This is a genomic window from Mycobacterium shimoidei, assembly GCF_900417275.1.
Taxonomy (GTDB): domain Bacteria; phylum Actinomycetota; class Actinomycetes; order Mycobacteriales; family Mycobacteriaceae; genus Mycobacterium; species Mycobacterium shimoidei.
Map to the genome: position 1 here is coordinate 4047897 of NZ_UEGW01000001.1, position 23727 is coordinate 4071623.

Below are 23727 nucleotides of genomic sequence, written 5' to 3' on the forward strand. Positions count from 1 at the left end.
CGAGCAGACGTTACGCTGCGGACGTCACCCGGTAGACGTCGTAGACGCCTTCGACGTTGCGGACCACGTCGAGTAGGTGCCCCAGGTGCTTGGGGTCGCCCATCTCGAAGGTGAACCGGCTGATCGCAACCCGGTCACCGGATGTTGTCACCGACGCCGACAGGATGTTCACCTTCTCGTCGGCAAGCACGCGGGTGATGTCCGAGAGCAACCGGTGCCGGTCGAGCGCCTCGACCTGAATCGCCACCAGGAACACCGACGACGGCGAGGGGGCCCAGTGCACTTCGATGATCCGCTCGGATTGTTGTTGCAATGACGCGGCATTGGTGCAGTCGGTGCGGTGCACGCTCACCCCGCCGCCGCGGGTGACGAATCCCATGATCTGATCGCCCGGCACCGGGGTGCAGCACTTGGCCAGCTTGGTCAGCACGTTCGCCGCGCCAGGCACCGCGACGCCGACGTCGTCGCTGCTGCGCGGACGCCGCAGCATGGTCGCCGGAGTGGACCGCTCGGCGAGGTCTTCCTCGGCCTGGTCGATGCCGCCGAGTTCGGCCACCAGTCGTTGCACGACATGCTTGGCCGAGACGTGTCCCTCACCGATCGCGGTGTAGAGTGCCGACACGTCGGCGTAATGAAGCTCGGTGGCCACCGCGGCCATCGACCCGCCACTGACCAAGCGCTGCAACGGAAGTCCGCCGCGTCGCACCTCACGGGCGATGGCCTCCTTGCCGGCCTCCAACGCCTCCTCGCGGCGCTCTTTGGCGAACCATTGCCGGATCTTCGCCTTGGCCCGTGGCGAGACCACGAACTGCTGCCAGTCCCGCGACGGCCCGGCGTTGGGCGCCTTGGACGTGAAAACCTCGACGACTTCCCCATTTTCGAGCCTGCGTTCCAGCGCCACCAGCCGACCGTTGACCCGCGCGCCGATGCAGCGGTGACCGACTTCGGTGTGCACGGCGTAGGCGAAGTCCACCGGCGTGGACCCGGCGGGCAGCGTGATCACGTCACCCTTGGGGGTGAACACGAAGATCTCTTTGACGGCAAGGTCGTAACGCAGCGATTCGAGGAACTCGCCGGGGTCCGCGGCCTCTCGCTGCCAGTCCAGCAGTTGCCGCATCCAGGCCATGTCGTCGATCTCGGCGGCGGCGTGCGGATGCGGAACTCCGTTGCGGCCCTTGGCTTCCTTGTAGCGCCAGTGTGCTGCGATGCCGTATTCGGCGGTGCGGTGCATGTCGCGGGTGCGGATCTGCACCTCCAGCGGTTTGCCCTCCGGCCCGACGACGGTGGTGTGCAGCGACTGGTACACGCCGTAGCGCGGCTGGGCGATGTAGTCCTTGAACCGGCCCGCCATCGGCTGCCACAGCGAATGCACCACGCCCACCGCGGCGTAACAGTCTCGGATCTGGTCACACAGGATGCGCACCCCGACCAGGTCGTGGATGTCGTCGAAGTCGCGGCCCTTGACGATCATCTTCTGGTAGATCGACCAGTAATGCTTGGGGCGGCCCTCGACCACCGCGCTGATCTTCGCGGCATTGAGGTTGGCGACGATCTCGGCGCGCACCTTTGCCAGGTAGGTGTCGCGCGACGGCGCCCGGCCGGCCACCAGCCGCACGATCTCCTCGTACTTCTTGGGGTGCAGAATCGCAAACGACAAGTCTTCGAGTTCCCACTTGACGGTGGCCATTCCCAGCCGATGCGCCAGTGGGGCAATCACTTCCAGCGTTTCGCGGGCCTTGCGGGCCTGCTTTTCCGGCGGCAGGAAGCGCATCGTGCGCATGTTGTGCAGCCGGTCGGCCACCTTGATCACCAGCACCCGCGGGTCGCGCGCCATCGCGGTGATCATCTTGCGGATCGTCTCGCCCTCGGCGGCGCTGCCCAGCACCACCCGGTCCAGCTTGGTCACCCCGTCGACGAGATGGCTTACCTCCTCGCCGAATTCCTCTGACAGCTGCTCCAGGCTGTATCCGGTGTCCTCGACGGTGTCGTGCAGCAGCGCGGCGACCAGCGTGGTGGTGTCCATACCGAGCTCGGCCAGGATGTTGGCCACCGCGACCGGGTGGGTGATGTAGGGGTCGCCGGAATGCCGCAACTGGTCGGCGTGGCGTTTCTCGGCGACCTCGTAGGCCCGCTGCAACGGCGACAAGTCCGCCTTGGGATGGATCTTGCGGTGCACCGCCACCAGCGGCTCGAGCACCGGGCTGACCGTGCTGCGCTGGGAGGTCATCCGGCGCGCCAAGCGGGCCCGCACCCGCCGCGACGCGCTGGTGGAGGTCTTCAGGCCGACCCGAGACTCGGCCGGCAGGGCGTCCGGGACCGGGAACGGCTCAGTCGGCGTCTGCAGGGCCGTGCGCTGGTCATCCGCCACGTTCGTCACCTCCGATCTCCCAGGATATCGCTCATACCCGCCGCAAGCTGTGGACCGGCAGCGGCGCCAGCAGCTCGCGACCACCCTGGGCAGCCAGCTCCAGTACCACCGCAACCGCCGTCACCCGGGCGCCGCTGTGCTCGAGCAACCGGGAAGCCGCCGCCAGCGTCCCCCCGGTGGCCAGCACGTCGTCGACGATGACCACGCTGCGGTCGGCCAGCTCGATGCCGTCGGCGGGGATCTCCAGGGTGGCGCTGCCGTATTCCAGGTCGTAGGTTTCGCCGAGCACCGGCGGCGGCAGCTTGCCGCCCTTCCGAATGGCCAGCATTCCGGTGCCCAGCCGGGCCGCGACGGCCCCGCCCACCACGAAGCCGCGGGCGTCGATACCTGCTATCAGGTCTGCCCCGGCGGCCACCTCGGCCAGCGCCTCGGTGACCACCGCGAGCCCATGGCGATCAGCGAACAGCGGAGTGAGGTCTTTGAATTCGATGCCCGCCGTAGGGAAGTTGGATACCTCCCGGGTCAAGGACGCGACAAGCTCGGAGACCGAAGTCACCGCACCAGCACCCATCGGTCCATGTTCCAGCCGGCGCCCCACCGGGTGGGGTTGCCGACGACGGCGTACATCTTCTTCGACGCCAGCAGGGTTCGCTGTTGGCGGTACAGCGGCAGCGTCGGCATGTCGGCCCACAACACCGGACCGCTCTCCCCCAGCAGCCGCACCAGCTCGGCAGGGTCGGCCGACACCGCCAGCGCACTGATGATCCCGTCGATCTGTTCGTTGCTGTAGCCGGGCAGATTGTTGCCGTTGGCGGTGTGCAGCGTATAGGCGTCCATCGCCGGCGAGCCGGTCGATCCGCTGCCGCTGGCGCCGCCGGTGCTGGCCAACAGCACGTCGATCTGTCCGTCCCGCAACGCCTGCGGCCCGGTGGTCTCCGAGGTGACGTCGGTGACGGTGATGCCGGCCGGCTCGCAGGCTTTGGCGATCGCGCCGACGGTGGCGGCCAGCCGCGCGTTGGGCGCCCGATACCCGATCCGCACGGTCAATGGTGCTCCGCCCAACGTCGTACGGGCCGCCTCGGGATCGGATTTGTCGAATTGCGCTGCCGCGGGCACATTTTCGGCCTGGCCAATGGCGTCCTCGGCGGCCGTGTGCAGCCGCCCGTTGGCGATCGGCACCCCGGCGTCGCGGGCGATCACGTCCCGCGGAGTACACAATGCGACGGCACGGCGCACGACGGTGTCGGCGAACCGGCCGCGCGACCCGAAGATCAGCTGCACAATGCCGTCTGACGGCGCATCCGTACGCCGGTAGTCGTCCGGGGTGACCACCGATCCCGATGACCCCGCCGCGACGTCGGCGACGTCGATGCTCTTGTTCTTGAGCCGGTCGGCGATGTCGGCCTTCTGCGGCCACACCGTGATCCGCTTGGTCAGCGGCTTCGCGCCCCACCAACGGTCGTTGGCAACCAGCACTACCGAGCCGTCACGCAACACTGATTCGATCCGGTACGGCCCCGACGACGGGAAATGCTTCGTGTCCAGGTCGGGTTTGAGATCCCAGGTGGTGTTCCATACCTGCGCGATGCGGTCGACGACCGGCATGTTCTTGGTCAACAGCGCGGTGGTCACGTTGGCTTCGGAGATGCCCAGCTCCTGGGCGATGACATGCGACGGCATCATCGAGCTCGCGGTGAACAGCTCGTCGTAGTCGACGATGCCGCGATCCGGCGCGAACGTCACCCGGGCTTTCTTCTGCCCGGGCTGGCAGTCGATCGCGGCAACGTCGATGTAGCCGGCGCGGCTGGCGGCGTCGAAACCGGGAAACCGTCCAGAGTGAGCCGCCCAGGTCAGCACCAAGTCGTCGCAGCTGATCGGCTTACCGTCGGAATAGACTGCGTTGTCAGCGATTTGGTAGTCGAGCACCAACGGCGAACCGCCCACCACCGACACGGTGCCGAAGTCCCGGTCGGCGACCACCTGCCCGTCGGGGCCGTGATAGCCGAACCCGGTCAGGGTGCGGGCGAACGCCTGCGCCGCTGCGGAAGCGGCACCGTTGACGGTGTTGGCGTTATAGGTGACCAGCGCGCCGTCGACCGCGTAATCGATCTGTCCGACCGCGCTGCCCGAACATCCGGTCAGGGCGTAGGGAGCTGCCGCTGTAATCGCTGCCAGCCAGCTCACCGCGATGCGCCGACGCCAGGCAGCCATCGGGCTTCACCTGTTTCGTTTGCCGGTCGGACGTGCGTGCCGACCACCGGCGGGCCGCGCACCCGGGGCCGGCTTGCTGGGCGCGCTGGCGGCGGTGATCTTTTTCGGCTCGTCGCCGGCGGATGCTGACTCTGAGGTGGGCTCGGCGGCCTTGCTGGCGGACTTGGCGGGGCTGCGGCGCCGCATCACCCGGCGGGTATGGGTGCGTACCAGCTCAGTGCGCTCGCGCAGGGTGACCAGTAGCGGGGTGGCAAAGAAGATCGACGAGTAGGTGCCGACGATGATGCCCACCAACTGCACCAGCGCCAGGTCCTTGAGCGTGCCCACACCCAGCAGCCATACCGCCACCACCAGCAGCGCGACCACCGGCAGCACCGAGATGAGGCTGGTGTTGATCGACCGCATGAAGGTCTGGTTGACCGCCAGGTTGGCCCACTCAGCGTAGGTGCGGCGGGTGGTGTGCTGGAAGCCGTGGGTGTTCTCTTCGACCTTGTCGAACACGATGACACTGTCATAGACGGAGAAGCCCAGAATGGTCAGGAACCCGATCACGGTGGCCGGAGTCACCTCGAAGCCGACCAGCGCGTAGACACCGGCGGTGACGACCAGGTCGAAAACCAGCGAGGCCAGGGCCGAGATCGCCATGTAGCGCTCGTAGCGGACGGTGATGTAAAGGGACACCAGCACCAAGAACACCACCAGCGCGATCACTGCCTTCTTGGTGATCTGGCCGCCCCAGGTCGACGACACCGCCGAGTCGCTGATGGCCTGCTTGCTGGGTTTGCCGTCGGGGCCTTTGGGCTGGAATTTATCGAACAGCGCGTTGCGCAGCTGCTCGGTTTGGTCGTTGGTGAGGTGTTCGGAGCGGATCTGCACCGTGGCCGACGAGCCGCTGCCGACGATCACCACCGACTCCGGGCCGCTGCCGAGCGTTTGGCGGAATACGTCTTCGACCTGACTGACCTGGGTGTCGCCGCGCGGGAAGGACACCTTGGTGCCGCCTGCGAAGTCGATTCCGAAGGTGAACCCCCGCACCAGGATCGCGGCGATCGAGATCGCCACGATCACCCCGCTGATCACGTACCACATCCGCCGCCGGCCGATCACCTCGAACGCGCCGGTGCCGGTGTAAAGCCGCGACAAGAAGCTGTGATGCGGCAGTTGGGCGCTGGTCTCGTCGTCCAAAACCGCGGCGTCGGACTCGGTGAGTTCTACCGCTTCGGTTGATTTGGAAGCCATTTCGCTATCCCCGTCCTACGTGCGCGGCTCGCCGTTCGCGCGCGACTTGCTGCACCGCGCCCAAGCCGTTGTAGACCGGCTTGGCCATCGTCGGTGACTTGGACGCCACGTAGACCAGCGGCCAGGTGATCAGGAACACCACGACGAGGTCCAGGACCGTCGTGAGCCCCAGGGTGAATGCAAAGCCTTTCACCTGGCCGATGGCCAGGACGTACAGCACCGCGGCGGCCAGGAAGGTCACGGCGTTGCCCGACACGATCGTCTTGCGGGCCCGCCCCCACCCGCGCGGAACGGCCGAGCGGAACGAGCGCCCTTCGCGGATCTCGTCTTTGATGCGCTCGAAGAACACCACGAACGAGTCGGCCGTCGTCCCGATACCGATGATCAAACCCGCGATGCCGGCCAGGTCCAGGGTGTAGTTGATGTAGCGGCCCAGCAGGACGAGGATCGCGAAAATCATCGCGCCCGAAGCCACCAGCGACAGCGCGGTGAGCAGCCCGAGCACCCGGTAGTACAGCAGCGAGTACACGAGTACCAGCGCCAAACCGATCGCCCCGGCGATCAGGCCCGCCCGCAGAGACGTCAAACCCAGTGTGGCCGAAACGGTTTCAGCTTCTGAGGATTCGAAGGACAGCGGCAGCGACCCATATTTGAGGACGTTGGCCAGCTGGCGCGCGCTGTCGGCGGTGAACGGCGGGTCGCCGCCGGTGATCTGGGTTCGCCCGCCGGGGATGGCTTCGCGGATCTGCGGTGCGCTCACCACTTGGGAGTCCAGGGTGAAAGCGGTCTGGGTGCCGACGTGAGCTGCGGTGAAATCAGCCCAGGTGTTGGCCGCCCCGCTCTTGAACTGCAGGTCGACGACGTAGCCGCCGCTGCGCTGGTCCAGACCGGACGTCGCGTTTTGGATCTGGTCGCCGCTGATGATCGACGGCGCCAGCAGGTAGGCCGCCTTGTGGTCTTTGTCGCAGGTGATCAAGGGCAGCTTCGGGTCGTCGTTGCCGGCCAGGATGTCCTCTTGATCGCACCGGGTGGCCTGAAATTGCAGACCCAGGAACTGCACACCTTTGTTGGTGCTCTGCCGCCACTGCTTCTCCTTGGCGATGCGCTCGGCGAGGTCCTTGCGCGGGTCGGGCGGACCTGGTTGCACCGGCGGCCCTTCGCCGGGCGGCGGGGGCGGCGGAGCCGGCGATGGCGGTGGGTCCTGCGGGTATGGCCGCGGCTGCGCCGGGGGCGTCGGCAACTCGGCCGGGCCGGGCTCAGTGCCGAACACGTCGCCGGGTCCGATCGGCGACAGGGGCGCTTCGGGCGCTTGTCCCGGCTGCCCACCCGGCGACAGCGGCAGCCCGGGCTCTGTCGGCGACTCCCCGGAGGGCGCTTCAGGGATCTCGCCGGGCGCCTCACCGGGCGGTGGCATTCCGGGCGGCTGCTTGCCGGGCGGTGGCTGCGGCAGTCTCCGTGGCTGCTCGGCGCCGGACTGCGCGGGCAGCGAGTTGATCACCGGTCGGATATACAGTCGCGCGGTCTGGCCCAGGTTGCGTGCCTCGTTGCCGTCGCTGCCGGGCACCGTGATCACCAGATTGTCGCCGTCGATGACGACCTCGGACCCCGAGACGCCCAGTCCATTGACCCGGGCGCTGATGATCTGCTGGGCCTGCGACAACGCATCGCGGGACGGCCGGGAACCATCCGGCGTCCGGGCAGTCAAGGTGACCCGGGTGCCGCCCTGCAGGTCGATGCCCAGCTTGGGTTCGGCGCGCTTGTTCCCGGTCAAGAAGACCAGCAGGTACACCCCGATGAGCAGGACTAGAAACACCGACACATAGCGGGCAGGATGCACCGGCGCCGAAGGCGATGCCACGTTGTTGAGTCTCCTCGTTTGCCGATCAGTTCGACTGCACCCGGAAAGAGTACGTGAACTCAGTCTTTGTGCAGTCGCTCCGGGTCGGCTGTGATCTCGGGGTCGACGTCGGTGTCAAGAACTTCCGGTTCGATGCGGTCGCGAATCGCCAGCTTCATCCAGGTAGTCACCACGCCCGGCGAGATCTCGAGGTCGATGGTCTCGTCGGTGATCCTGGCGACGGTTGCCTGCAATCCCGAGGTGGTGTGCACTCGGTCCCCCACCTGCAGCGACTCGTGCAAGTCGATGGTGGCCTGCATCGCGCGCTTCTGCCGCCGCGACGTGAAGAACATGAACACCGCCAAGACGACCAGCAGCGGCATGAAAACGAGCAGTTGGTCCATGCCCGCCAGTGTGCCCTAAGGCGGATTTCGCGGCGGGCGCCGTCCGGGCGTGTAGCAGCATTACTTTTATGGAACTGACCGAGGCGTTACGAAGTACAGGCGCGGTCCGCGACTTCACCGATCGACCCGTCGACGATGCGATCGTGGCGAGGGTGCTCGAAACCGCACGGTTCGCGCCCAGCGGCGCCAACGCGCAGGCCTGGCGAGTCGTGGTGATCAAGGACGTCGAGCGACGACGCCGGCTGCGGGACCTTTATCTGGCCGGGTCACGAGACTATTTGGCGCTGAGTGTCGCGGGTCTGCGACCCTGGGCGCCGACCAACGACCGCGACGTCGAGGCGCGCGCCCTGGCCGCAGAAAACCTACCCGCCCCAGGCGGTTTCGCCGAACGGTTCGACGAGTCACCGGTGCTGCTCGCGCTGTTCGCCGATTTGTCGCTGCTGGCGGCGGTGGACCGTGACGCAGACCGGTACACGTTTGCCGGCGGCGCGTCGATTTACCCGTTCGCGTGGAGCATCCTGCTGGCCGCTCGCGAGGAAGGGCTGGGCGGCGTCATCACCACGATCGCGATTCGGGAAGAGCCGCAGGTGAAGTCGCTGCTGGGCGCACCCGACCAATTTGCGCTGGCCGCGGTGATCGCTCTGGGCTACCCGGTGCGGGCGGCGCGAAAGCTGCGTCGCACGTCTGTCGCCTCGTTCGCCACTGTCGACTCGATCGACGGGCCGACGTTCGGACCGGGCTAGCGCTTCGCCGCGAGCCATGAGCACAATCTGTGCGGGAGGTTCACGATGAGATCCTTTATCGGCCGGTTGGCGGCCTCGGCGGTCCTTGCCGCGGCGACGGCGATCGCGACGCCGGCGGTGAGCTCGGCGCAGTGCGAGCCCGGGCAGTGGTGGGAGCCGTTCAGCAAGGCCTGTTATCCACTGGGCGTCGGACCTACGCCGCTGGGCTGCGAGCCCGGCCAGTGGTGGGACCCCAGCGGCAACATCTGCCGGCCACTGGGCGAGGGACCACAGCCGCTGAATTGCGATCCCGGGCAGTGGTGGGACCCGACGACCAACGTCTGCCGGCCACTCGGCGAGGGGCCGCCGGCCGGATAACGGTCCAGGTAGGCGGGTCGCGGCTAGGCTGCGGAGGTGACCACTCTCCAACAGAGTCGCCACCTCGTCACTGAACTCCCCGGCCCCGTGTCGTTGGAGTTGAGCAAGCGCCGCGGCGCGGCGGTGGCCCGCGGAGTGCGCAGCACGATGCCGGTGTACGCCGTGCGTGCCGGGGGCGGAATCGTCGAAGACGTCGACGGTAATCGGCTGATCGACTTGAGTTCCGGGATCGCAGTCACCACGGTCGGTAACGCCTCGCCCCGGGTCGTCGATGCGGTGCGCGCGCAGGTCGCCGACTTCACCCATACCTGCTTCATGGTGACGCCGTATGAGCAGTACATCGCCGTCGCCGAGGAGCTCAACCGGCTGACACCGGGCTCTGCCGAGAAGCGCTCAGTGCTGTTCAACTCCGGCGCCGAGGCGGTGGAGAACGCGGTCAAGATTGCCCGCGCCCATACCCGCAAAACCGCGGTGGTGGCGTTCGACCACGCCTACCACGGTCGCACCAACCTGGCGATGGCCCTGACCGCCCAGTCCATGCCGTACAAGAGCGGCTTCGGGCCGTTCGCGCCGGAAATCTACCGGGCGCCGCTGTCTTACCCGTACCGCGACGGTGAGCTCGACGGAGAACGCGCCGCTATGCGGGCGATCCAGGAGATTCGCCGACTCGTGGGCGCGGACAACCTGGCCGCCGTCGTCATCGAGCCGATCCAGGGCGAGGGCGGGTTCATCGTGCCCGCCGAGGGATTTTTGCCCACCCTGCTCCAGTGGTGCCGGGAAAATAATGTCGTCTTCATCGCCGACGAGGTGCAGACCGGCTTTGCCCGCACCGGCGCGATGTTTGCGTGCGAGCACGAGGGCATTGAGCCGGACCTGATCTGCACCGCTAAGGGCATTGCCGACGGGCTGCCCTTGTCGGCGGTCACCGGGCGCGCCGAGATCATGGACGCCCCGCATCCCGGCGGGCTGGGTGGAACATTTGGCGGCAACCCGGTTGCGTGCGCGGCGGCGCTGGCCACCATCGCGACCATCGAGAGCGAGGGGTTGGTTTCGCGTGCTCAGCAGATCGGGCAGCTGATCACCGAGCGCCTGTCGCAGCTGCAGGCCGACGACGACCGTGTCGGCGATGTCCGGGGCCGCGGCGCGATGATCGCGGCCGAGCTGGTGAAATCCGGGACCACCGAGCCGGACCGGGAGTTGACCAACAAGCTGGCTGCCGCCGCGCACGCGGCGGGTGTAATCGTGTTGACCGCAGGCACTTTCGGCAACGTCCTGCGCTTGCTGCCGCCGCTGACGATCAACGATGAGCTGCTGAGCGAAGGGTTGGACGTGGTCGCTTCGAGCCTCGCCGAGCTCTAGTCACATCCGCCGCAGCCGTCGCAGGTTAGGCCCGCCGGTTACCTAACTCACAGTCAGGCTCGTTTCGGAATAACTTTAGCTTTGCTAACGTAGTTTCGAGTTGGACGCAGTGCGGCGCCCGGTCAAACTCTCAAAATCGTCGAGGTTGTGCCCATGTCGCTTGATTCCCAACTTGATTCCCAAGAAGAGCGCCTCGAGCGCCGTATCGCCGATCTAGCCGCCCACGACCCGCAGTTCGCCGCCGCCCGGCCCGATGAGGCCGTCGCCGCTGCCGTCGAGGAACCCGGACTGGCGCTCTCCGACATCGTTCGGATCGTCATCGACGGCTACGCCGAGCGGCCCGCGCTTGGTCAGCGTGCCGTCGAGTTCGTCACCGACGCGCAGACCGGCCGCACGTCGGCGCGGCTGCTGCCCCGATTCGACACCATCACCTACCGCGAGCTGGGCAACCGGGTCGACACGCTCGCCAGCGCGTGGGCCGGCGACGTACAACCGGGCGATCGCGTCGCGGTGCTGGGTTTCACCAGCGTCGACTACACCACCATCGACCTGGCGCTCGGCCGGCTGGGTGCGGTGGCCGTACCCCTGCAGACCAGCGCCGCGACCGCTCAGCTGCAGCCGATCGTCATCGAGGCCGAACCGACCGTACTTGCCGCCAGCGTGGACAACCTGTCCGAAGCCGTCGAATTGGTCCAGGCCGGTTACGCACCAAAACGGTTGGTGGTGTTCGACTTTCACCCCGAAGTCGACGACCACCGCGAGGCCGTCGACAACGCGAAGGCGCAGTTGCAGGGCACCCAGGTGCAGACGTTGGTCGACGTGCTGGGCCGCGGGACGACGGCCGCGCCGGTGGTCGACACCGACGACGACGCGTTGGCGCTGTTGATCTACACCTCCGGTAGTACCGGGGCGCCCAAAGGCGCGATGTATCCGCGGCGCAATGTGGCCAAGATGTGGCGCCGGTCGGCCCGCGATTGGTTCGGGCCCAGTGCCGCGTCGATCACGCTGAACTTCATGCCGATGAGCCACGTCATGGGCCGCACCATCCTCTACGGCACCCTCGGCAATGGCGGCACGGCTTACTTCAGCGCAAAGAGCGACCTGTCGACGCTGTTGGAAGACATCGCGTTGGTACGCCCGACCGAGATGAATTTCGTGCCGCGGATCTGGGAGATGCTCTACGGCGAGTTCCAGCGCGAACTCGGGCGTGGCCGCGGGGAAGCCGAAGTCCTGGCGGAGATGCGGACGAAGCTGCTGGGCGGGCGGTTCATCGCTGCGCTGACCGGGTCGGCGCCGACCTCTGCACAGTTGCGCGCCTGGGTGGAGTCGCTGCTGGAGATGCATTTGGTCGACGCCTACGGCTCGACCGAGGCCGGCATGGTCATGCTCGATGGGCAGATTCAGCGTCCGCCGGTGCTGGACTACAAATTGGTTGACGTTCCGGATTTGGGCTACTTCAGCACCGACCGCCCGCATCCGCGCGGCGAGTTGCTGCTGCGGACCGAGAACATGTTCCCTGGCTATTACAAGCGGGCCGAAACCACGGCCGGGGTGTTCGACGCCGACGGCTACTACCGCACCGGTGACGTGTTCGCCGAGGTCGCGCCGAATCGGCTGGTGTACGTGGATCGGCGCAACAACGTGCTCAAATTGGCCCAGGGCGAGTTCGTCACGCTGGCCAAGCTGGAGGCGGTGTTCGGCAACAGCCCGCTGGTGCACCAGATCTATGTCTATGGCAACAGCGCCCAGCCCTATCTGTTGGCGGTAGTTGTGCCCACCGACGCGGCTGTTTCGAAGTCGGCGATCGCCGAGTCGCTGCAGGCGGTGGCCAAGCAGGCGGGTCTGCAGTCCTATGAGGTGCCGCGCGACTTCATCATCGAGACAACGCCTTTCACGCTGGAGAACGGCCTGCTTACCGGCATCCGCAAGCTGGCCTGGCCCAAGCTCAAGGCCCGCTACGGCGAACGGCTCGAAGCGCTGTATGCCGAACTGGCCGAGAGCCAGGCCAACGAGCTAAGTGAGCTTCGCCGCAGCGGCGCCGACCAGCCGGTGCTGCAAACCGTCGCCCGGGCGGCGGCTGCCCTGCTGGGCGCGTCGACCAGCGACGTGGCACCCGACGCCCATTTCACGGACTTGGGTGGAGATTCGTTGTCGGCGTTGAGCTTTGGCAACCTGCTGCGAGAGATCTTCGATGTCGACGTGCCGGTGGGCGTGATGGTCAGCCCCGCCAGCGATTTGCAGGCCATCGCCGACTACATCGAAGGCCAACGTGACGGCAGCAAGCGGCCGTCGTTCGCGTCGGTGCACGGGCGCGACGCCACCGTGGTGCACGCGAAAGATCTGACGCTGGACAAGTTCCTCGACGTCGACACCCTGGCGGGCGCGTCGAACCTGCCGCAGGCCAACCCCGCGGTGCGCACCGTGCTGCTAACCGGCGCGACCGGCTTTTTGGGCCGCTACCTGGCGCTGGAGTGGCTCGAGCGGATGGACCTGGTGAACGGCAAGGTGATCGCGCTGGTGCGGGCCCGCTCTGATGAGGAGGCCCGGGCGCGGCTGGACAACACCTTCGACAGCGGCGACCCGAAACTGCTTGCGCATTACCAGGAATTGGCCGCCGACCACCTGGAAGTCGTCGCCGGCGACAAGAGTGAAGCTAACCTCGGCCTCGATACGGCGACCTGGCAGCGATTGGCCGACACCGTCGATTTGATCGTCGACCCGGCCGCACTGGTCAACCACGTGCTGCCCTACAGCGAGCTGTTCGGGCCCAACGCGCTGGGCACCGCCGAGCTGATCCGCATCGCCCTGACCACCAAGATCAAGCCCTACGTCTACGTCTCGACGATCGGGGTGGGCGACCAGATCACACCGGGCAGCTTCGTCGAGGACGCCGACGTGCGGGTGATGAGCCCGACCCGCAAGATCGACGAGAGCTATGCCAACGGCTATGGCAACAGCAAGTGGGCCGGAGAGGTGCTCTTGCGGGAGGCGCATGACCTGTGCGGGCTGCCGGTGTCGGTGTTCCGCTGCGACATGATCCTGGCCGACACCAGTTACGCGGGCCAGCTGAATGTGCCCGACATGTTCACCCGGATGATGCTGTCGTTGGTCGCCACCGGGATCGCCCCCGGCTCGTTCTACGAGCTGGACGCCCACGGTAACCGCCAACGCTCCCACTACGACGGCCTGCCGGTGGAGTTCATCGCCGAGGCGATCTCGACATTAGGGACCCGGAACCTGGACAGCTCTGCGACCTTCCAGACCTTCCACGTGATGAACCCCTACGACGACGGCGTCGGGCTCGACGAGTACGTCGACTGGCTGATCGAGGCCGGCTACCCGATCCACCGGGTCGGCGACTACCACGAGTGGGTGCAGCGGTTCGAAACCGCGCTGCGTGCGCTGCCTGACAAGCAGCGCCAGGCCTCGCTATTGCCGCTGTTGCACAATTACCGGTCACCGCAAAAGCCGATGCGCGGATCGCTCGCGCCTACCGACCGGTTCCGCGCGGCAGTCCAGGAAGCGAAAATCGGCCCGGACAAAGACATTCCACATGTCTCGCCGCAGGTGATCGTCAAATACATCACCGACCTGCAGCTGCTCGGCTTGCTCTGATCGGCTTTGTGGGCCTATAGCCCTGCCTATGCCCTACCGGGACGCGCCGACGTGCTTGCGCCGGCGGAAGAACCCCCTGGCTCGGTGCTCCTCCGGTTCCGCGTCGGCGGGAACCTCGCCCCGCGCCTGCGTCACCGCATCCGGCGCGACCGGAGATGCCGGTGTGTACCCGGCGGCCGGTGGCGCGTCGGAGGTCGACGCTTGTGGTGCCGTCCCCACCGGGACGCCTTCCACGTCGCGGGCCATCCGGACCGCCAAGCGCGCCAGAACCGCACCGGCCAGGAAGACGATCAGCGCGCCCAGCCCGGAGAAGTAGGTGATCTCCAGTAAGGCCCGCTTGACATCAGTCTTGGCCACCGGCTGGCCTACGTCCCCAAGCTGCAGGATTGACGCGAACGACCGACCTATGACAAACCAGGCACCGGCGAAAGCAGCGAGCCAGCCGCCGAACATTGCGGTCGCGCGGTTACCCGACCCCACCAGTAACAGACCACCCAGCACCGCGGTGACACCGGGGAACACTTCCAGCCAGCCCCGAGCCGTCGTCCATGTCCAGGCCTGGTCTGGCGTGTATGCCCAGTGGAAAAAGGGCCCGACAAACGGGATCAACGCGCCCCAAGCACCCAGGATGATCAGGAGCAATCCGGTGACCGCGCCGCGGCTGCGCGGCATGTGCAGGCGCCCCATCTGCGAGTCATGCATTGAGAATCTCCTCAGCTCGTCGACACCGGCGGTGTCGAGTCCGTGCTGAGTACCCGGGGGCCGCGCTTACTAATCGGGTGTCCGGCGCCGTTGCCAAAGCGCAACCCAAACCGAATACAGACACTGTTGTCGAGCGATACCATCGCCCGATGTCAGATACGTCTGCCAGTGATCCGTCGGGTACGCCGGATCCCGAAAAGCCAATTGGTCCAGAAGATTCCACGAAACCGCCCGCGGCTGCTCAACCGGCACGATGGCCGAACTTCGCTGCCCTGGCGGTCGCACTGCTCGCCGTCGGCGTGGCCGTCACAGGGTGGTTCTTCCCGCGGTCATCCGGCGACACGTCGCGATCCTTCACCGACCAGCAGGTGAAGGACGCGAAGACACACGTGTGCACCGCCTACCAGTCGGTGCATGAGGCGGTGGTCAGCAACACGCACCTGGAGAACCCGGCGCCGAACGACCCTATGAGTTCTCTTGCCGTTGCGACGAGCGCCCGGCTGGCGCTGTTCGCGCGCGGCGGGTACCTGCGAGAGCGCCTCGAAGCGGAGCCCGCGACGCCGGCCGACCTGGCCAAGGCTGTCACTGCGATGGCGAACACTCTCGAGGAGCTGAGCATCGGCTACCTTGCGGGCCTCAGCGCGACGCTAGACCCGTTGCGGCACGATTTCGATTCCCAGATCGAATCGGTCAACGCGATCTGCAAGTAGCAGTGTCTTCGCTAATCGCCTTGAATATCAAGGGATTTGACCTCAGATCACTTGCAGTCCCTCCGGGACATTCTTCGGATCGCGCCAGAAGGCGTCGTTGACAAAGCGGTTGAACAGATCCGGGGGCAGCAGGCTCGGGCGCCGGTCGGCCTTGACCGTGCTGCGCACCGTGTGCAGTCCCGGCGTGCCGGCACGCTCATCGAACTCGGTGACGTCGTAATCGACGTGGTCGAAGTCGTGCTCGAACACCGGCTCGCCGATGAAGGCGTAGATGGCGTGCATGGTCTTGGCCGGGTCGGTGGTCAAGGTTTCGTACTGGACTAGCAGCAGGCGATCCCGTTGAGCCCCATAGCAGGCCTGCTTGAGCGCATCGTAGGGAGCACCGACCATGCCGTCGGCGGCCGCTACACCGTTGGCGCGGGTGTACACGGTGCCGCCAGAGCTGTAGTTGAAGATCGACGACGGGCTGAACACGTTGCGCTGGACCAATCGCTCGATGCTGTCGATCACCCAGGGCAGTTCGCGCACGCAGGCGATCACTTTGGCCTCGGGAAACAGCTTGGCGATTGCCGGCATCCAGGCGCACCAGGCGCGGTTGGTGTCGAAAATTACCTCGGCGGTGCTATCCGCGTAGAAATTGTCGAACAACCCATGCAGGATGCGCTCACGCTTGGCGTCGTCGATGAACACGGAGAATTCGTTGCGGGCGCTCATCTCGCTCAGCAGGGCGCCGAACAACCCGGCCAGTGGGCCGGACATCCCCGCCTGAAACCGCGGATTTTGTCGCAGCAGCGCGGCCAGCAGCGTCGAGCCAGAACGCGGCAAGCCCGAGATGAAATGAATGGATGCCATGCGCGCTCCCCTACCTAATGTCCGAACCGTGACTGCCTGGGACATCGACCCCCGGTGATGGCTCACAGTAGCTGAGTGTCTGCTGAGGCGTGTGGGGTTCGGAGGTAAAGGTGGCGGGTGGGGGTTGTGGTGCCGGGCGTGGTGGTTGCGACACGCCGATCGCAAGGACGACCGGCGGTCTGTTGTGGTGGCCGTGAGCGCATCGGCGACGGGCCCGCAGACTCAGCAAGTGTTGCCGGTGCCAGCCGGCTGGCGCGGCGTTGCGGGAGGCGGGGCCGGGAGCGCGGCAAGGCTCTGACCAGCACCGATAGTAGCCGACAACGTCTACTACGGTTAAATAAATAAGCCAGCGAGAAAATTACACTAAATAGTGATCTTGTAAGGGAAACATAGCCAGTCTTATTAAGAGACACCAGCACACACTCATCGTGGAGAAGAAGACCGGTTACGCACTGGCAACACCGCATTTAGATGCCGTCAGAAAATTCTTCAAGATCTTTTTGCCGTTTGTGTTGTTTCAGTGCGACTTAATGATTAGCTTAACGCCACCTGAGATCGACTCTGGCTACGGGAGGAAATGGAAATGGCTCGTCAGCGCTCTAGCAAGGGGAATCGTCAGTCGGGTAGGGCTAGGGCGCGTCGGCGTGCGCGTGTGGCCGGTCTGGGGGCGAGTGCGGGGGCTTTTTTGGCGTTCGGGTTGGGTCCGCTGGCGGCGGCCCCGCCGGCGCATGCCGATTTCGGCTTTGATGACTTGTTCGATTTGTTGGATCCGAGCGCGTGGGCCACGGCCGCGGAGCCGACAATCGATGTGGGCAGCTTGGACGCGCTGCTGAATCCGGCCAGTTGGGATGCGTGGCTGAACCCGGCCAATTGGGACTCGCTGTTGGGGCTGGACGCCGGCGGTGGGCTGGCGGCGGGGTCGACCGATCCGTTCACCGCGTTCATTCAGGATTTGCAGCAGGACTGGATCACCTCCCCGTTCGGCCAGCAGGTCGATGAGCAGCTCAATTCGTGGTTCGCTGCGGCGTTTCCGGCTGCTGATCCCACCGGTGGGGCGTGTGGGTTGATCTGTAACGGCGCCGACGGCATCGGCGATGGCACGCTGGCCGAGGCCACCGGCCAGGGTGGTGGGTTGTGGTTCGGCAACGGTGGTGATGGCGCGACCGCGGCCGATGGCACCGGCGGCGACGGTGGGGACGCGTTCTGGTTCGGCAACGGCGGCAACGGCGGTGATGGCCTCAACGGCGGCGACGGTGGTGACGGCGGTGCCGGCGGGTTGTTCTGGGGCAACGGCGGCAACGGCGGCGACGGCGGCACCGGGATAGCCGGCGCGGACGGCACCATCAACACCGCGGCTCAGGTCGGCGGGGCCGGCGGCGACGGCGGTGACGGCGGCGCGGTGGGCTTGTTGAGCTGGTTCAGCAACGGCGGCTCGGGCGGTAACGGCGGCACCGGCGGGGCCGGCGGTGACGGCGCCACCGGCACGACCGGGGCTGCCGGGGTGTCCGGGGTCAACAACGGCACCGGCGGCGACGGCGGCAACGGCGGGGCCGGCGCTAACGGTGGGGCCGGCGGTAACGGCGGTAATGGCGCCAAGGGCGGCATCTTCGGCGTGGCCGGGGTCAACGGCAACGGCGGCAACGGCGGGGCCGGCGGCAACGCCGGGGCCGGCGGGGACGGCGGTGTCGGCGCTGACGGTGTGATCGGGGTCGCGGGCTCCAACGGGATCCTCGGGGCCGGCGGCAACGGCGGTAACGGCGGGGAGGCCGGCACCCAGGCCGGCACCGGCGGCTCCGGTGGTAAGGCCGGCAGCGGCGGCACCGGCGGCGTCGACGGCGGCCAAGGACCTAATGGCAGCGCCAGCACCGCCAGCGGCAACGGCGGTGACGGCGGGCGCGGCGCCGATGGCAGCTTCGCCAACGGCGGCTCCGGTAACGGGTTTATCGGCGGTCAGGGCGGTAACGGCGGCACCAACGGCTCCGGTGGTGACGGCGGGGCCGGCGGCGCCGGCGCCCAAGGGGTGGCCGCGCATCCGACCGGCGGCAACGGCGGCCAGGGCGGCGCCGGCGGTAACGCCGGACAAAACGGCAACGGCGGCAACGGCGGGGTCGGTGGTACCGGCGGGGCCGGCCTGAATGGCACCGACGGGGTCACCGGCGGCAACTCCGGTAACGGCACCGACGGCACCGACGGCGGTGGCGGCGGGCTCGGCGGCAACGGCGGCCAAGGCGGTAACGGCGGCACCGTGTCCGGGGTCAGCGGCAACGGCGGTGACGGCGGTGTCGGCGGGGCCGCGGGCAACGGCGGCAACGGCGGCGACGGCGTGGACGGCACCTCGGTGCACCCCGACGGCTTTGATGGCGGTCACGGCGGCGACGCCGGCACCGGCGGCACCGGCGGTAACGGCGGCGCGGCCGGGGCCAGCGGCGCATCCGGTATCGGCAGCGCCGGCGACGGCGGCCAAGGCGGCTCCGCAGGAGTCGCGGGTAACGGCGGCAACGGCGGTAACGGGTTCACCTTCACCACCGGCAACCACCCCGGCGGCGACGGCGGCGACGGCGGCGACGGCGGGGCGGCCGGCACGTTCGGCAACGGCGGCAACGCCGGCCCCGGCACCGGCGGGGCAGCCGGGCTCACCGGCGCCAGCGGCGTCGGCGGCACCGGCGGCAACGGCGGTAACGGCGGCAACGCCATCGGCACCTACAACGCCACCCTGGCCAACAACGGCAACGGCCGCGACGGCGGCGACGGCGGCCACGGCGGGGCCGGCGGCTCCGGCGGCAACGGAATAGGCACCGGCGGCGTCGGCGGCAACGGCGGCCAAGGCGGCAACGCCAGCAACGGCAAGGACGGCGGCTCCCTTATCGCCCTGCAAAACCCCGAAGGTGGCGACGGCGGCGACGGCGGCCACGGCGGATCCGCTGGTGCCGGCGGCGACGGTGGCCTGCTCGGCGGTGACGGCGGCGACGGCGGCGCCGCCGGCGGCGGCGGTGTCGGCGGCAACGGCGGGGCCGGCTTCCAGCCCACCGGCAACATCGCCAACAGCGACGGCTTCGACGGCGGCGACGGCGGCCACGGCGGCGACGCCGGCACCGGCGGGGACGGCGGCAACGCCCTCGGCGGCAACGGCAACGGCGGCGACGGCGGCGCGGCAGCCAGCGGCGGGGCCGGCGGCAACGGCGGAGCCGGCTCCAACGCCCTCGGCGGCAACGGACCCATCAACGCCAACGCCGACGGCGGCGACGGCGGCGACGGCGGCCACGGCGGCCACGGCGGGTACGGCGGTGACGGCGGCAACGGCTTCGGCACCGGCAACGGCGGCGCCGGCGCCAACGGCGGCACCGGCGGCAACGGCGGCCTCGGCGCCAACGGCGGTACCGCAACCGGCACCGGCGACGGCGGCAACGGCGGTGACGCCGGGTGGGGCGGCCACGGCGGTGGCGCCGGCGACGGCGGCGACAGCGGCAGCCTCGGCGGCAACGGCGGCAACGGCGGCGTCGGTGGCACCGGCGGCAACACCGGCGCGGCGGCCGGCATCGGCGGTCTCGGCGGCTTCGGCGTCCCCGGTGACGGCGGTGACGGCGGGTATGGCGGTCGCGCCGGCAACGGCGGCGACGGCGGCGCCGGCGGCTCGGCGCTCGGGCCCACCGGTAACGGCGGCACGGGCGGCGCCGGCGGCGCAGCCACCGCCACCGACATCGGCGGCGACGGCGGCGACGGCGGCCTCGGTGGCTCGGCCGGCACCGGCGGCGACGGCGGCTACGGCGGCGACGCGGCCGGCAACGGCAACGGCGGCAGCGGCGGAGCCGGCGGCGACAGCGGCACCAACGGTGTCGGCGGCNAGGCAACGGCGGCGCAGCCACCGCCACCGACATCGGCGGCGACGGCGGCGACGGCGGCCTCGGTGGCTCGGCCGGCACCGGCGGCGACGGCGGCTACGGCGGCGACGCGGCCGGCAACGGCAACGGCGGCAACGGCGGAGCCGGCGGCGACAGCGGCACCAACGGTGTCGGCGGCAACGGCGGCGACGGCGGAGCCGCCAGCGCCACCCGCGACGGCGGCGACGGCGGCGACGGCGGAGCCGGCAACTACGCCGCATTGGGGGACACCGGCGACGGCGGCAACGGCGGCGCTGCGGCCGGGTCCGGCCACGGCGGCAACGGCGGTGCCGGCGGTAATGCCTCCAACGCCACCGCCGGCGGCAACGGCGGCAACGGCGGGGCAGCCAGCAACGTCGTCGGCGGCGGCAACGGCGGCGACGGCGGCGACGGCGGCGACGGCGGGTACTTCGGATTCAACTCGTCGGACGGCGGAACCGGTGGCGACGGCGGAACCGCAGGACCCGGTGGCACCGGCGGCACCGGCGGCAACGCCGGAACCGCGGGCATCGGCGGTGACGGCGGCAACGGCGGCGCCGGCGGGGCCGCAGGCGCACCCGGCGGCGGCCTGGCCGGCGCACCCGGATCCGGCGGCGACGGCTCGGTTGGCGCTTACGGCGGCGACGGCGGCGACGGCGGCGACGCCACACCCGCCGGCACCGGCGGAACCGGCGGCAACGCCACCAACGGCACCGTCGGCGGCAACGGCGGAGCCAACGGCGCCGGAGTCCCCGGCACCACCGCACCCGGGCTCGGCGTCGCGGGCGGACCCACCCCCGGCACACCCGGCCAACCGCCAAACGGCAACCTCGGCGGCGACGGCGGCACCGGCGGCAACGCCGGCAACGGCGGCGATGGCGCTCCGTAACCAATCAGGAGGTACACAACGGAAAGGCCCGCTACGGCGGGCCTTTCCCCTTACCTGAGGACCCCGCACGACGGGCACGTCGTGAGCAATCCCGGAACGGTTCCCGAATCGCCTGCGGGCGACGGGGCCGGTAGCCGATAATCGCTGCGTGGGTGGGGAGCTGCGCCGAGGCGAAACGCTTTCGGCTGACAAGCATTCCGTGAAGGAGATACCGCAGAAGTGAACGACAATCCGCGTGCCGATGTGGTCACTCGCCAGTACGAGCGGTACAGGTATCCCCACCCGATCCAGGACCTCGAAGCGTGGCTGGCGAACAACTGGGAATGGTTCGACCCCAGCCATGCGCACCGGGTGTTGTGGCCGGACCGCGAATACAAGCCCGATCTGGACATTCTGATCGCGGGCTGCGGCACCAACCAGGCGGCGGTTTTCGCATTCATGAACCCGGATGCCAAGGTTGTGGCGGTCGATATCAGCCAGCCGTCGCTGGATCATCAGCAGTACCTCAAAGACAAACACGGGCTGTTCAACCTCGAGTTGCACCTGCTTCCGATCGAGGAGTTGCCCACCCTGGGCCGCGATTTCGACCTGATCGTGTCGACCGGCGTGCTGCATCACATGGCCGATCCGCAAGTGGGAATGAATGCGATCGCGAGTTGTCTGCGTCCCGACGGCGCGATCGGGATCATGCTGTACGCGAAGAACGGCCGAATAGGGCTGGAGTTGCTGCAGTCGGTCTTCCGCGACCTAGGCCTGGGCCAAAACGAAGCATCGATAGCGCTTGTGCGGCAGACGCTTTCGTTGCTGCCCGCAAGTCATCCGGTGCAAAGCTATCTGAACGTAGCGAACGACTTGGCATCCGACGCGGTGCTGGTGGATACGTTTTTGCACGGCCGCGAGCGCAGCTACACCGTCGACGAGTGCATCGACCTCGTCACCTCCGCCGGACTGGAGTTTCAGGGCTGGTTTCACAAGGCGCCGTACTACCCGCACGACTTGTTCGCGGCCCCCAACCAGCTCTATCCGGCGATCAACGCGCTGCCAGAGCCGATGCTGTGGTCGGTGATGGAGCGTTTGCACACGGTCAACGCGTGCCATTTCTTTATGGCATGCCGTCCCGAGCGGCCGAAAAAGAGCTATGCGATTGATTTTTCGACGCTGGACTGCCTGGACTATGTCCCGCTGATGCGCATGCGGTGCGGGCTCGCCGGTAACGCCATTTATCGGTCGGATTGGCGAACCAACCTCAACTCGGCCCAGTTGCCGTTCGTGCAACAGGTCGACGGCAATCGCACCATCCGCGAGATCGCCGCGTCCGTCCGTGGCGAAGGCTCGCAGCGGGGCAGCGTTGCCGACGTTGAAAAGTTCGCGCGCAGGCTCTTTGAGGCACTGTGGCGCCTCGACTTCGTCGCGATGGGGCTGGAGAAGACGTCGCAGGGCTAACGAGCGGCTAGTACAGCTAGTCGAACAGACCCGCTTGTCCCAGCCCGCCGGCCCCGACGGGCGGCACCAGACCCAGATGCGTCCAGGCCTGCGCGGTGGCCACCCGCCCTCGCGGGGTGCGCGCGATCATGCCCGCACGTACCAGGAACGGCTCGCACACCTCCTCGACGGTGGTGGCCTCCTCCCCCACGGCCACCGCCAGCGTCGACACCCCGACCGGGCCGCCGCCGAAGCTGCGGGTCAGCGCAGAAAGCACCGCGCGGTCCAGCCGGTCCAGACCCAGCTCGTCGACGTCGTAGACCTCCAACGCGGACTTGGCGACGTCGCGGGTGATGACGCCGTCCGCGCGCACCTCGGCGTAGTCCCGGACCCGGCGCAGCAGCCGGTTGGCGATCCGCGGGGTTCCCCGGGACCGCAGGGCGATCTCCGCGGCGGCCTCGCCGCCCAATTCGATGCCCAAGATCCCCGCCGAGCGCGCCAGCACCCGCTCCAGCTCGGCCGGCTCGTAGAAATCCATGTGCGCGGTGAAACCGAACCGGTCGCGCAGTGGCCCGGTCAGCGCCCCGGACCGAGTGGTGGCGCCGACCAAGGTGAACGGCGCCACCTCCAGCGGAATCGATGTTGCCCCAGGGCCTTTACCGACAACCACGTCGACGCGGAAGTCTTCCATCGCTAAGTACAGCATCTCCTCGGCGGGCCGGGCGATGCGATGGATCTCGTCGATGAACAACACGTCGTGCTCGACGAGGTTGGACAACATCGCCGCCAAGTCGCCGGCGCGTTCCAGCGCCGGCCCGGACGTCACCCGCAACGACGATCCCAGCTCGGCGGCGATGATCATCGCCAACGACGTCTTGCCCAACCCCGGCGGCCCCGACAGCAGAATGTGATCCGGTGTGCCGCCACGGTTTTTGGCGCCTTCGAGCACCAGTTGCAATTGTTCGCGAACCCGTGGCTGACCGATGAATTCCTGCAGGGAACGCGGCCGCAGGCTGGCGTCCACGTCCCCCTCGCCAACGGTCAGCGCCGGCGACAGCTCCCGTTCGTCGGGTTCGGTCACTTTTTCCCTAACATTGACAGCGCTCGGGTCGGTTGAGATTGCGCACAGGGTCGTGATTCCGCTGAAACAACAGCCCTGCAC

At 68.1% G+C, this 23727-nt stretch carries 15 protein-coding genes; 6 read left to right on the forward strand and 9 right to left on the reverse strand.

Annotated elements, in window-relative coordinates:
• Nucleotides 1-10: 10 nt before the first annotated feature.
• From MSP7336_RS19420 to yajC, 6 genes are read right to left on the reverse strand one after another with little or no spacing between them, the layout of a single operon-like run.
• Complete coding sequence (locus MSP7336_RS19420; protein ID WP_113965098.1) at nucleotides 11-2368, reverse strand: RelA/SpoT family protein; 2358 nt, start codon at nucleotides 2366-2368, stop codon at nucleotides 11-13.
• A 31-nt stretch (nucleotides 2369-2399) separates the two neighbouring features.
• Nucleotides 2400-2939 carry an adenine phosphoribosyltransferase gene (locus MSP7336_RS19425; RefSeq protein ID WP_113965101.1) on the reverse strand — a complete coding sequence of 180 codons (540 nt, stop codon included), beginning with the start codon at nucleotides 2937-2939 and terminating at the stop codon, nucleotides 2400-2402.
• Nucleotides 2921-4579 (reverse strand): ABC transporter substrate-binding protein, encoded by a 1659-nt coding sequence (locus MSP7336_RS19430; RefSeq protein ID WP_113964372.1) that lies wholly within the window; start codon nucleotides 4577-4579, stop codon nucleotides 2921-2923. The genes MSP7336_RS19425 and MSP7336_RS19430 overlap by 19 nt, the downstream gene beginning before the upstream one ends.
• Nucleotides 4580-4585: 6 nt before the next feature.
• Nucleotides 4586-5818 carry a protein translocase subunit SecF gene (gene secF, locus MSP7336_RS19435; RefSeq protein ID WP_113964373.1) on the reverse strand — a complete coding sequence of 411 codons (1233 nt, stop codon included), beginning with the start codon at nucleotides 5816-5818 and terminating at the stop codon, nucleotides 4586-4588.
• A 4-nt stretch (nucleotides 5819-5822) separates the two neighbouring features.
• Nucleotides 5823-7676, reverse strand: a complete 1854-nt coding sequence (gene secD, locus MSP7336_RS19440; protein ID WP_069397253.1) for a protein translocase subunit SecD — start codon at nucleotides 7674-7676, stop codon at nucleotides 5823-5825.
• A gap of 59 nt (nucleotides 7677-7735) precedes the next feature.
• A complete protein-coding gene (gene yajC, locus MSP7336_RS19445) occupies nucleotides 7736-8059 on the reverse strand; it encodes a preprotein translocase subunit YajC (RefSeq protein ID WP_069397252.1) in 324 nt (107 codons plus the stop codon).
• Nucleotides 8060-8127: 68 nt separating this feature from the next.
• Between yajC and MSP7336_RS19450 the strand changes: the two genes are divergently transcribed.
• The 4 genes from MSP7336_RS19450 to car all read left to right on the forward strand — a co-directional run bounded on the left by MSP7336_RS19450 (nucleotide 8128) and on the right by car (nucleotide 14133).
• A complete protein-coding gene (locus MSP7336_RS19450; RefSeq protein WP_113964374.1) occupies nucleotides 8128-8802 on the forward strand; it encodes a nitroreductase family protein in 675 nt (224 codons plus the stop codon).
• A gap of 45 nt (nucleotides 8803-8847) precedes the next feature.
• Entirely contained in the window at nucleotides 8848-9159 is a 312-nt protein-coding gene (locus tag MSP7336_RS19455; protein ID WP_069397250.1) for a hypothetical protein, read from the forward strand.
• Between the two features lie 36 nt (nucleotides 9160-9195).
• The gene (gene gabT / locus MSP7336_RS19460) at nucleotides 9196-10518 is read left to right on the forward strand and encodes a 4-aminobutyrate--2-oxoglutarate transaminase (RefSeq protein WP_113964375.1); all 1323 of its coding nucleotides are present in this window, start codon (nucleotides 9196-9198) and stop codon (nucleotides 10516-10518) included.
• Between the two features lie 153 nt (nucleotides 10519-10671).
• Nucleotides 10672-14133 (forward strand): carboxylic acid reductase, encoded by a 3462-nt coding sequence (gene car, locus MSP7336_RS19465; protein ID WP_113964376.1) that lies wholly within the window; start codon nucleotides 10672-10674, stop codon nucleotides 14131-14133.
• 33 nt (nucleotides 14134-14166) lie between these two features.
• Here the strand turns inward: car and MSP7336_RS19470 are convergent, their stop codons facing one another.
• Nucleotides 14167-14835: a hypothetical protein gene (locus MSP7336_RS19470; protein ID WP_069397247.1), complete on the reverse strand. Its 669-nt coding sequence runs from the start codon at nucleotides 14833-14835 to the stop codon at nucleotides 14167-14169.
• A 149-nt stretch (nucleotides 14836-14984) separates the two neighbouring features.
• On the opposite strand from MSP7336_RS19470, the gene MSP7336_RS19475 reads away from it, so the two are divergent.
• Entirely contained in the window at nucleotides 14985-15545 is a 561-nt protein-coding gene (locus MSP7336_RS19475) for a hypothetical protein (RefSeq protein ID WP_244917496.1), read from the forward strand.
• Nucleotides 15546-15587: 42 nt separating this feature from the next.
• On the opposite strand, the gene MSP7336_RS19480 is transcribed toward MSP7336_RS19475, so the two are convergent.
• A complete protein-coding gene (locus MSP7336_RS19480; RefSeq protein ID WP_069397246.1) occupies nucleotides 15588-16397 on the reverse strand; it encodes a sulfotransferase family protein in 810 nt (269 codons plus the stop codon).
• A 4965-nt stretch (nucleotides 16398-21362) separates the two neighbouring features.
• Between MSP7336_RS19480 and MSP7336_RS19525 the strand changes: the two genes are divergently transcribed.
• Nucleotides 21363-22586 carry a class I SAM-dependent methyltransferase gene (locus MSP7336_RS19525; protein ID WP_113964382.1) on the forward strand — a complete coding sequence of 408 codons (1224 nt, stop codon included), beginning with the start codon at nucleotides 21363-21365 and terminating at the stop codon, nucleotides 22584-22586.
• A 16-nt stretch (nucleotides 22587-22602) separates the two neighbouring features.
• Here the strand turns inward: MSP7336_RS19525 and ruvB are convergent, their stop codons facing one another.
• Entirely contained in the window at nucleotides 22603-23646 is a 1044-nt protein-coding gene (gene ruvB, locus MSP7336_RS19530; protein ID WP_069396682.1) for a Holliday junction branch migration DNA helicase RuvB, read from the reverse strand.
• Nucleotides 23647-23727: the final 81 nt, after the last annotated feature.

Excerpts from the sequence above, each read along its gene's own strand:
- car (WP_113964376.1), top strand. The coding sequence starts at position 10,672 with ATGTCGCTTGATTCCCAACTTGATTCCCAAGAAGAGCGCCTCGAGCGC.
- MSP7336_RS19470 (WP_069397247.1), bottom strand. The coding sequence starts at position 14,835 with ATGCATGACTCGCAGATGGGGCGCCTGCACATGCCGCGCAGCCGCGGC.
- yajC (WP_069397252.1), bottom strand. The coding sequence starts at position 8,059 with ATGGACCAACTGCTCGTTTTCATGCCGCTGCTGGTCGTCTTGGCGGTG.
- MSP7336_RS19480 (WP_069397246.1), bottom strand. The coding sequence starts at position 16,397 with ATGGCATCCATTCATTTCATCTCGGGCTTGCCGCGTTCTGGCTCGACG.
- MSP7336_RS19450 (WP_113964374.1), top strand. The coding sequence starts at position 8,128 with ATGGAACTGACCGAGGCGTTACGAAGTACAGGCGCGGTCCGCGACTTC.
- MSP7336_RS19425 (WP_113965101.1), bottom strand. The coding sequence starts at position 2,939 with ATGGGTGCTGGTGCGGTGACTTCGGTCTCCGAGCTTGTCGCGTCCTTG.
- MSP7336_RS19455 (WP_069397250.1), top strand. The coding sequence starts at position 8,848 with ATGAGATCCTTTATCGGCCGGTTGGCGGCCTCGGCGGTCCTTGCCGCG.
- MSP7336_RS19430 (WP_113964372.1), bottom strand. The coding sequence starts at position 4,579 with ATGGCTGCCTGGCGTCGGCGCATCGCGGTGAGCTGGCTGGCAGCGATT.
- MSP7336_RS19475 (WP_244917496.1), top strand. The coding sequence starts at position 14,985 with ATGTCAGATACGTCTGCCAGTGATCCGTCGGGTACGCCGGATCCCGAA.
- secF (WP_113964373.1), bottom strand. The coding sequence starts at position 5,818 with ATGGCTTCCAAATCAACCGAAGCGGTAGAACTCACCGAGTCCGACGCC.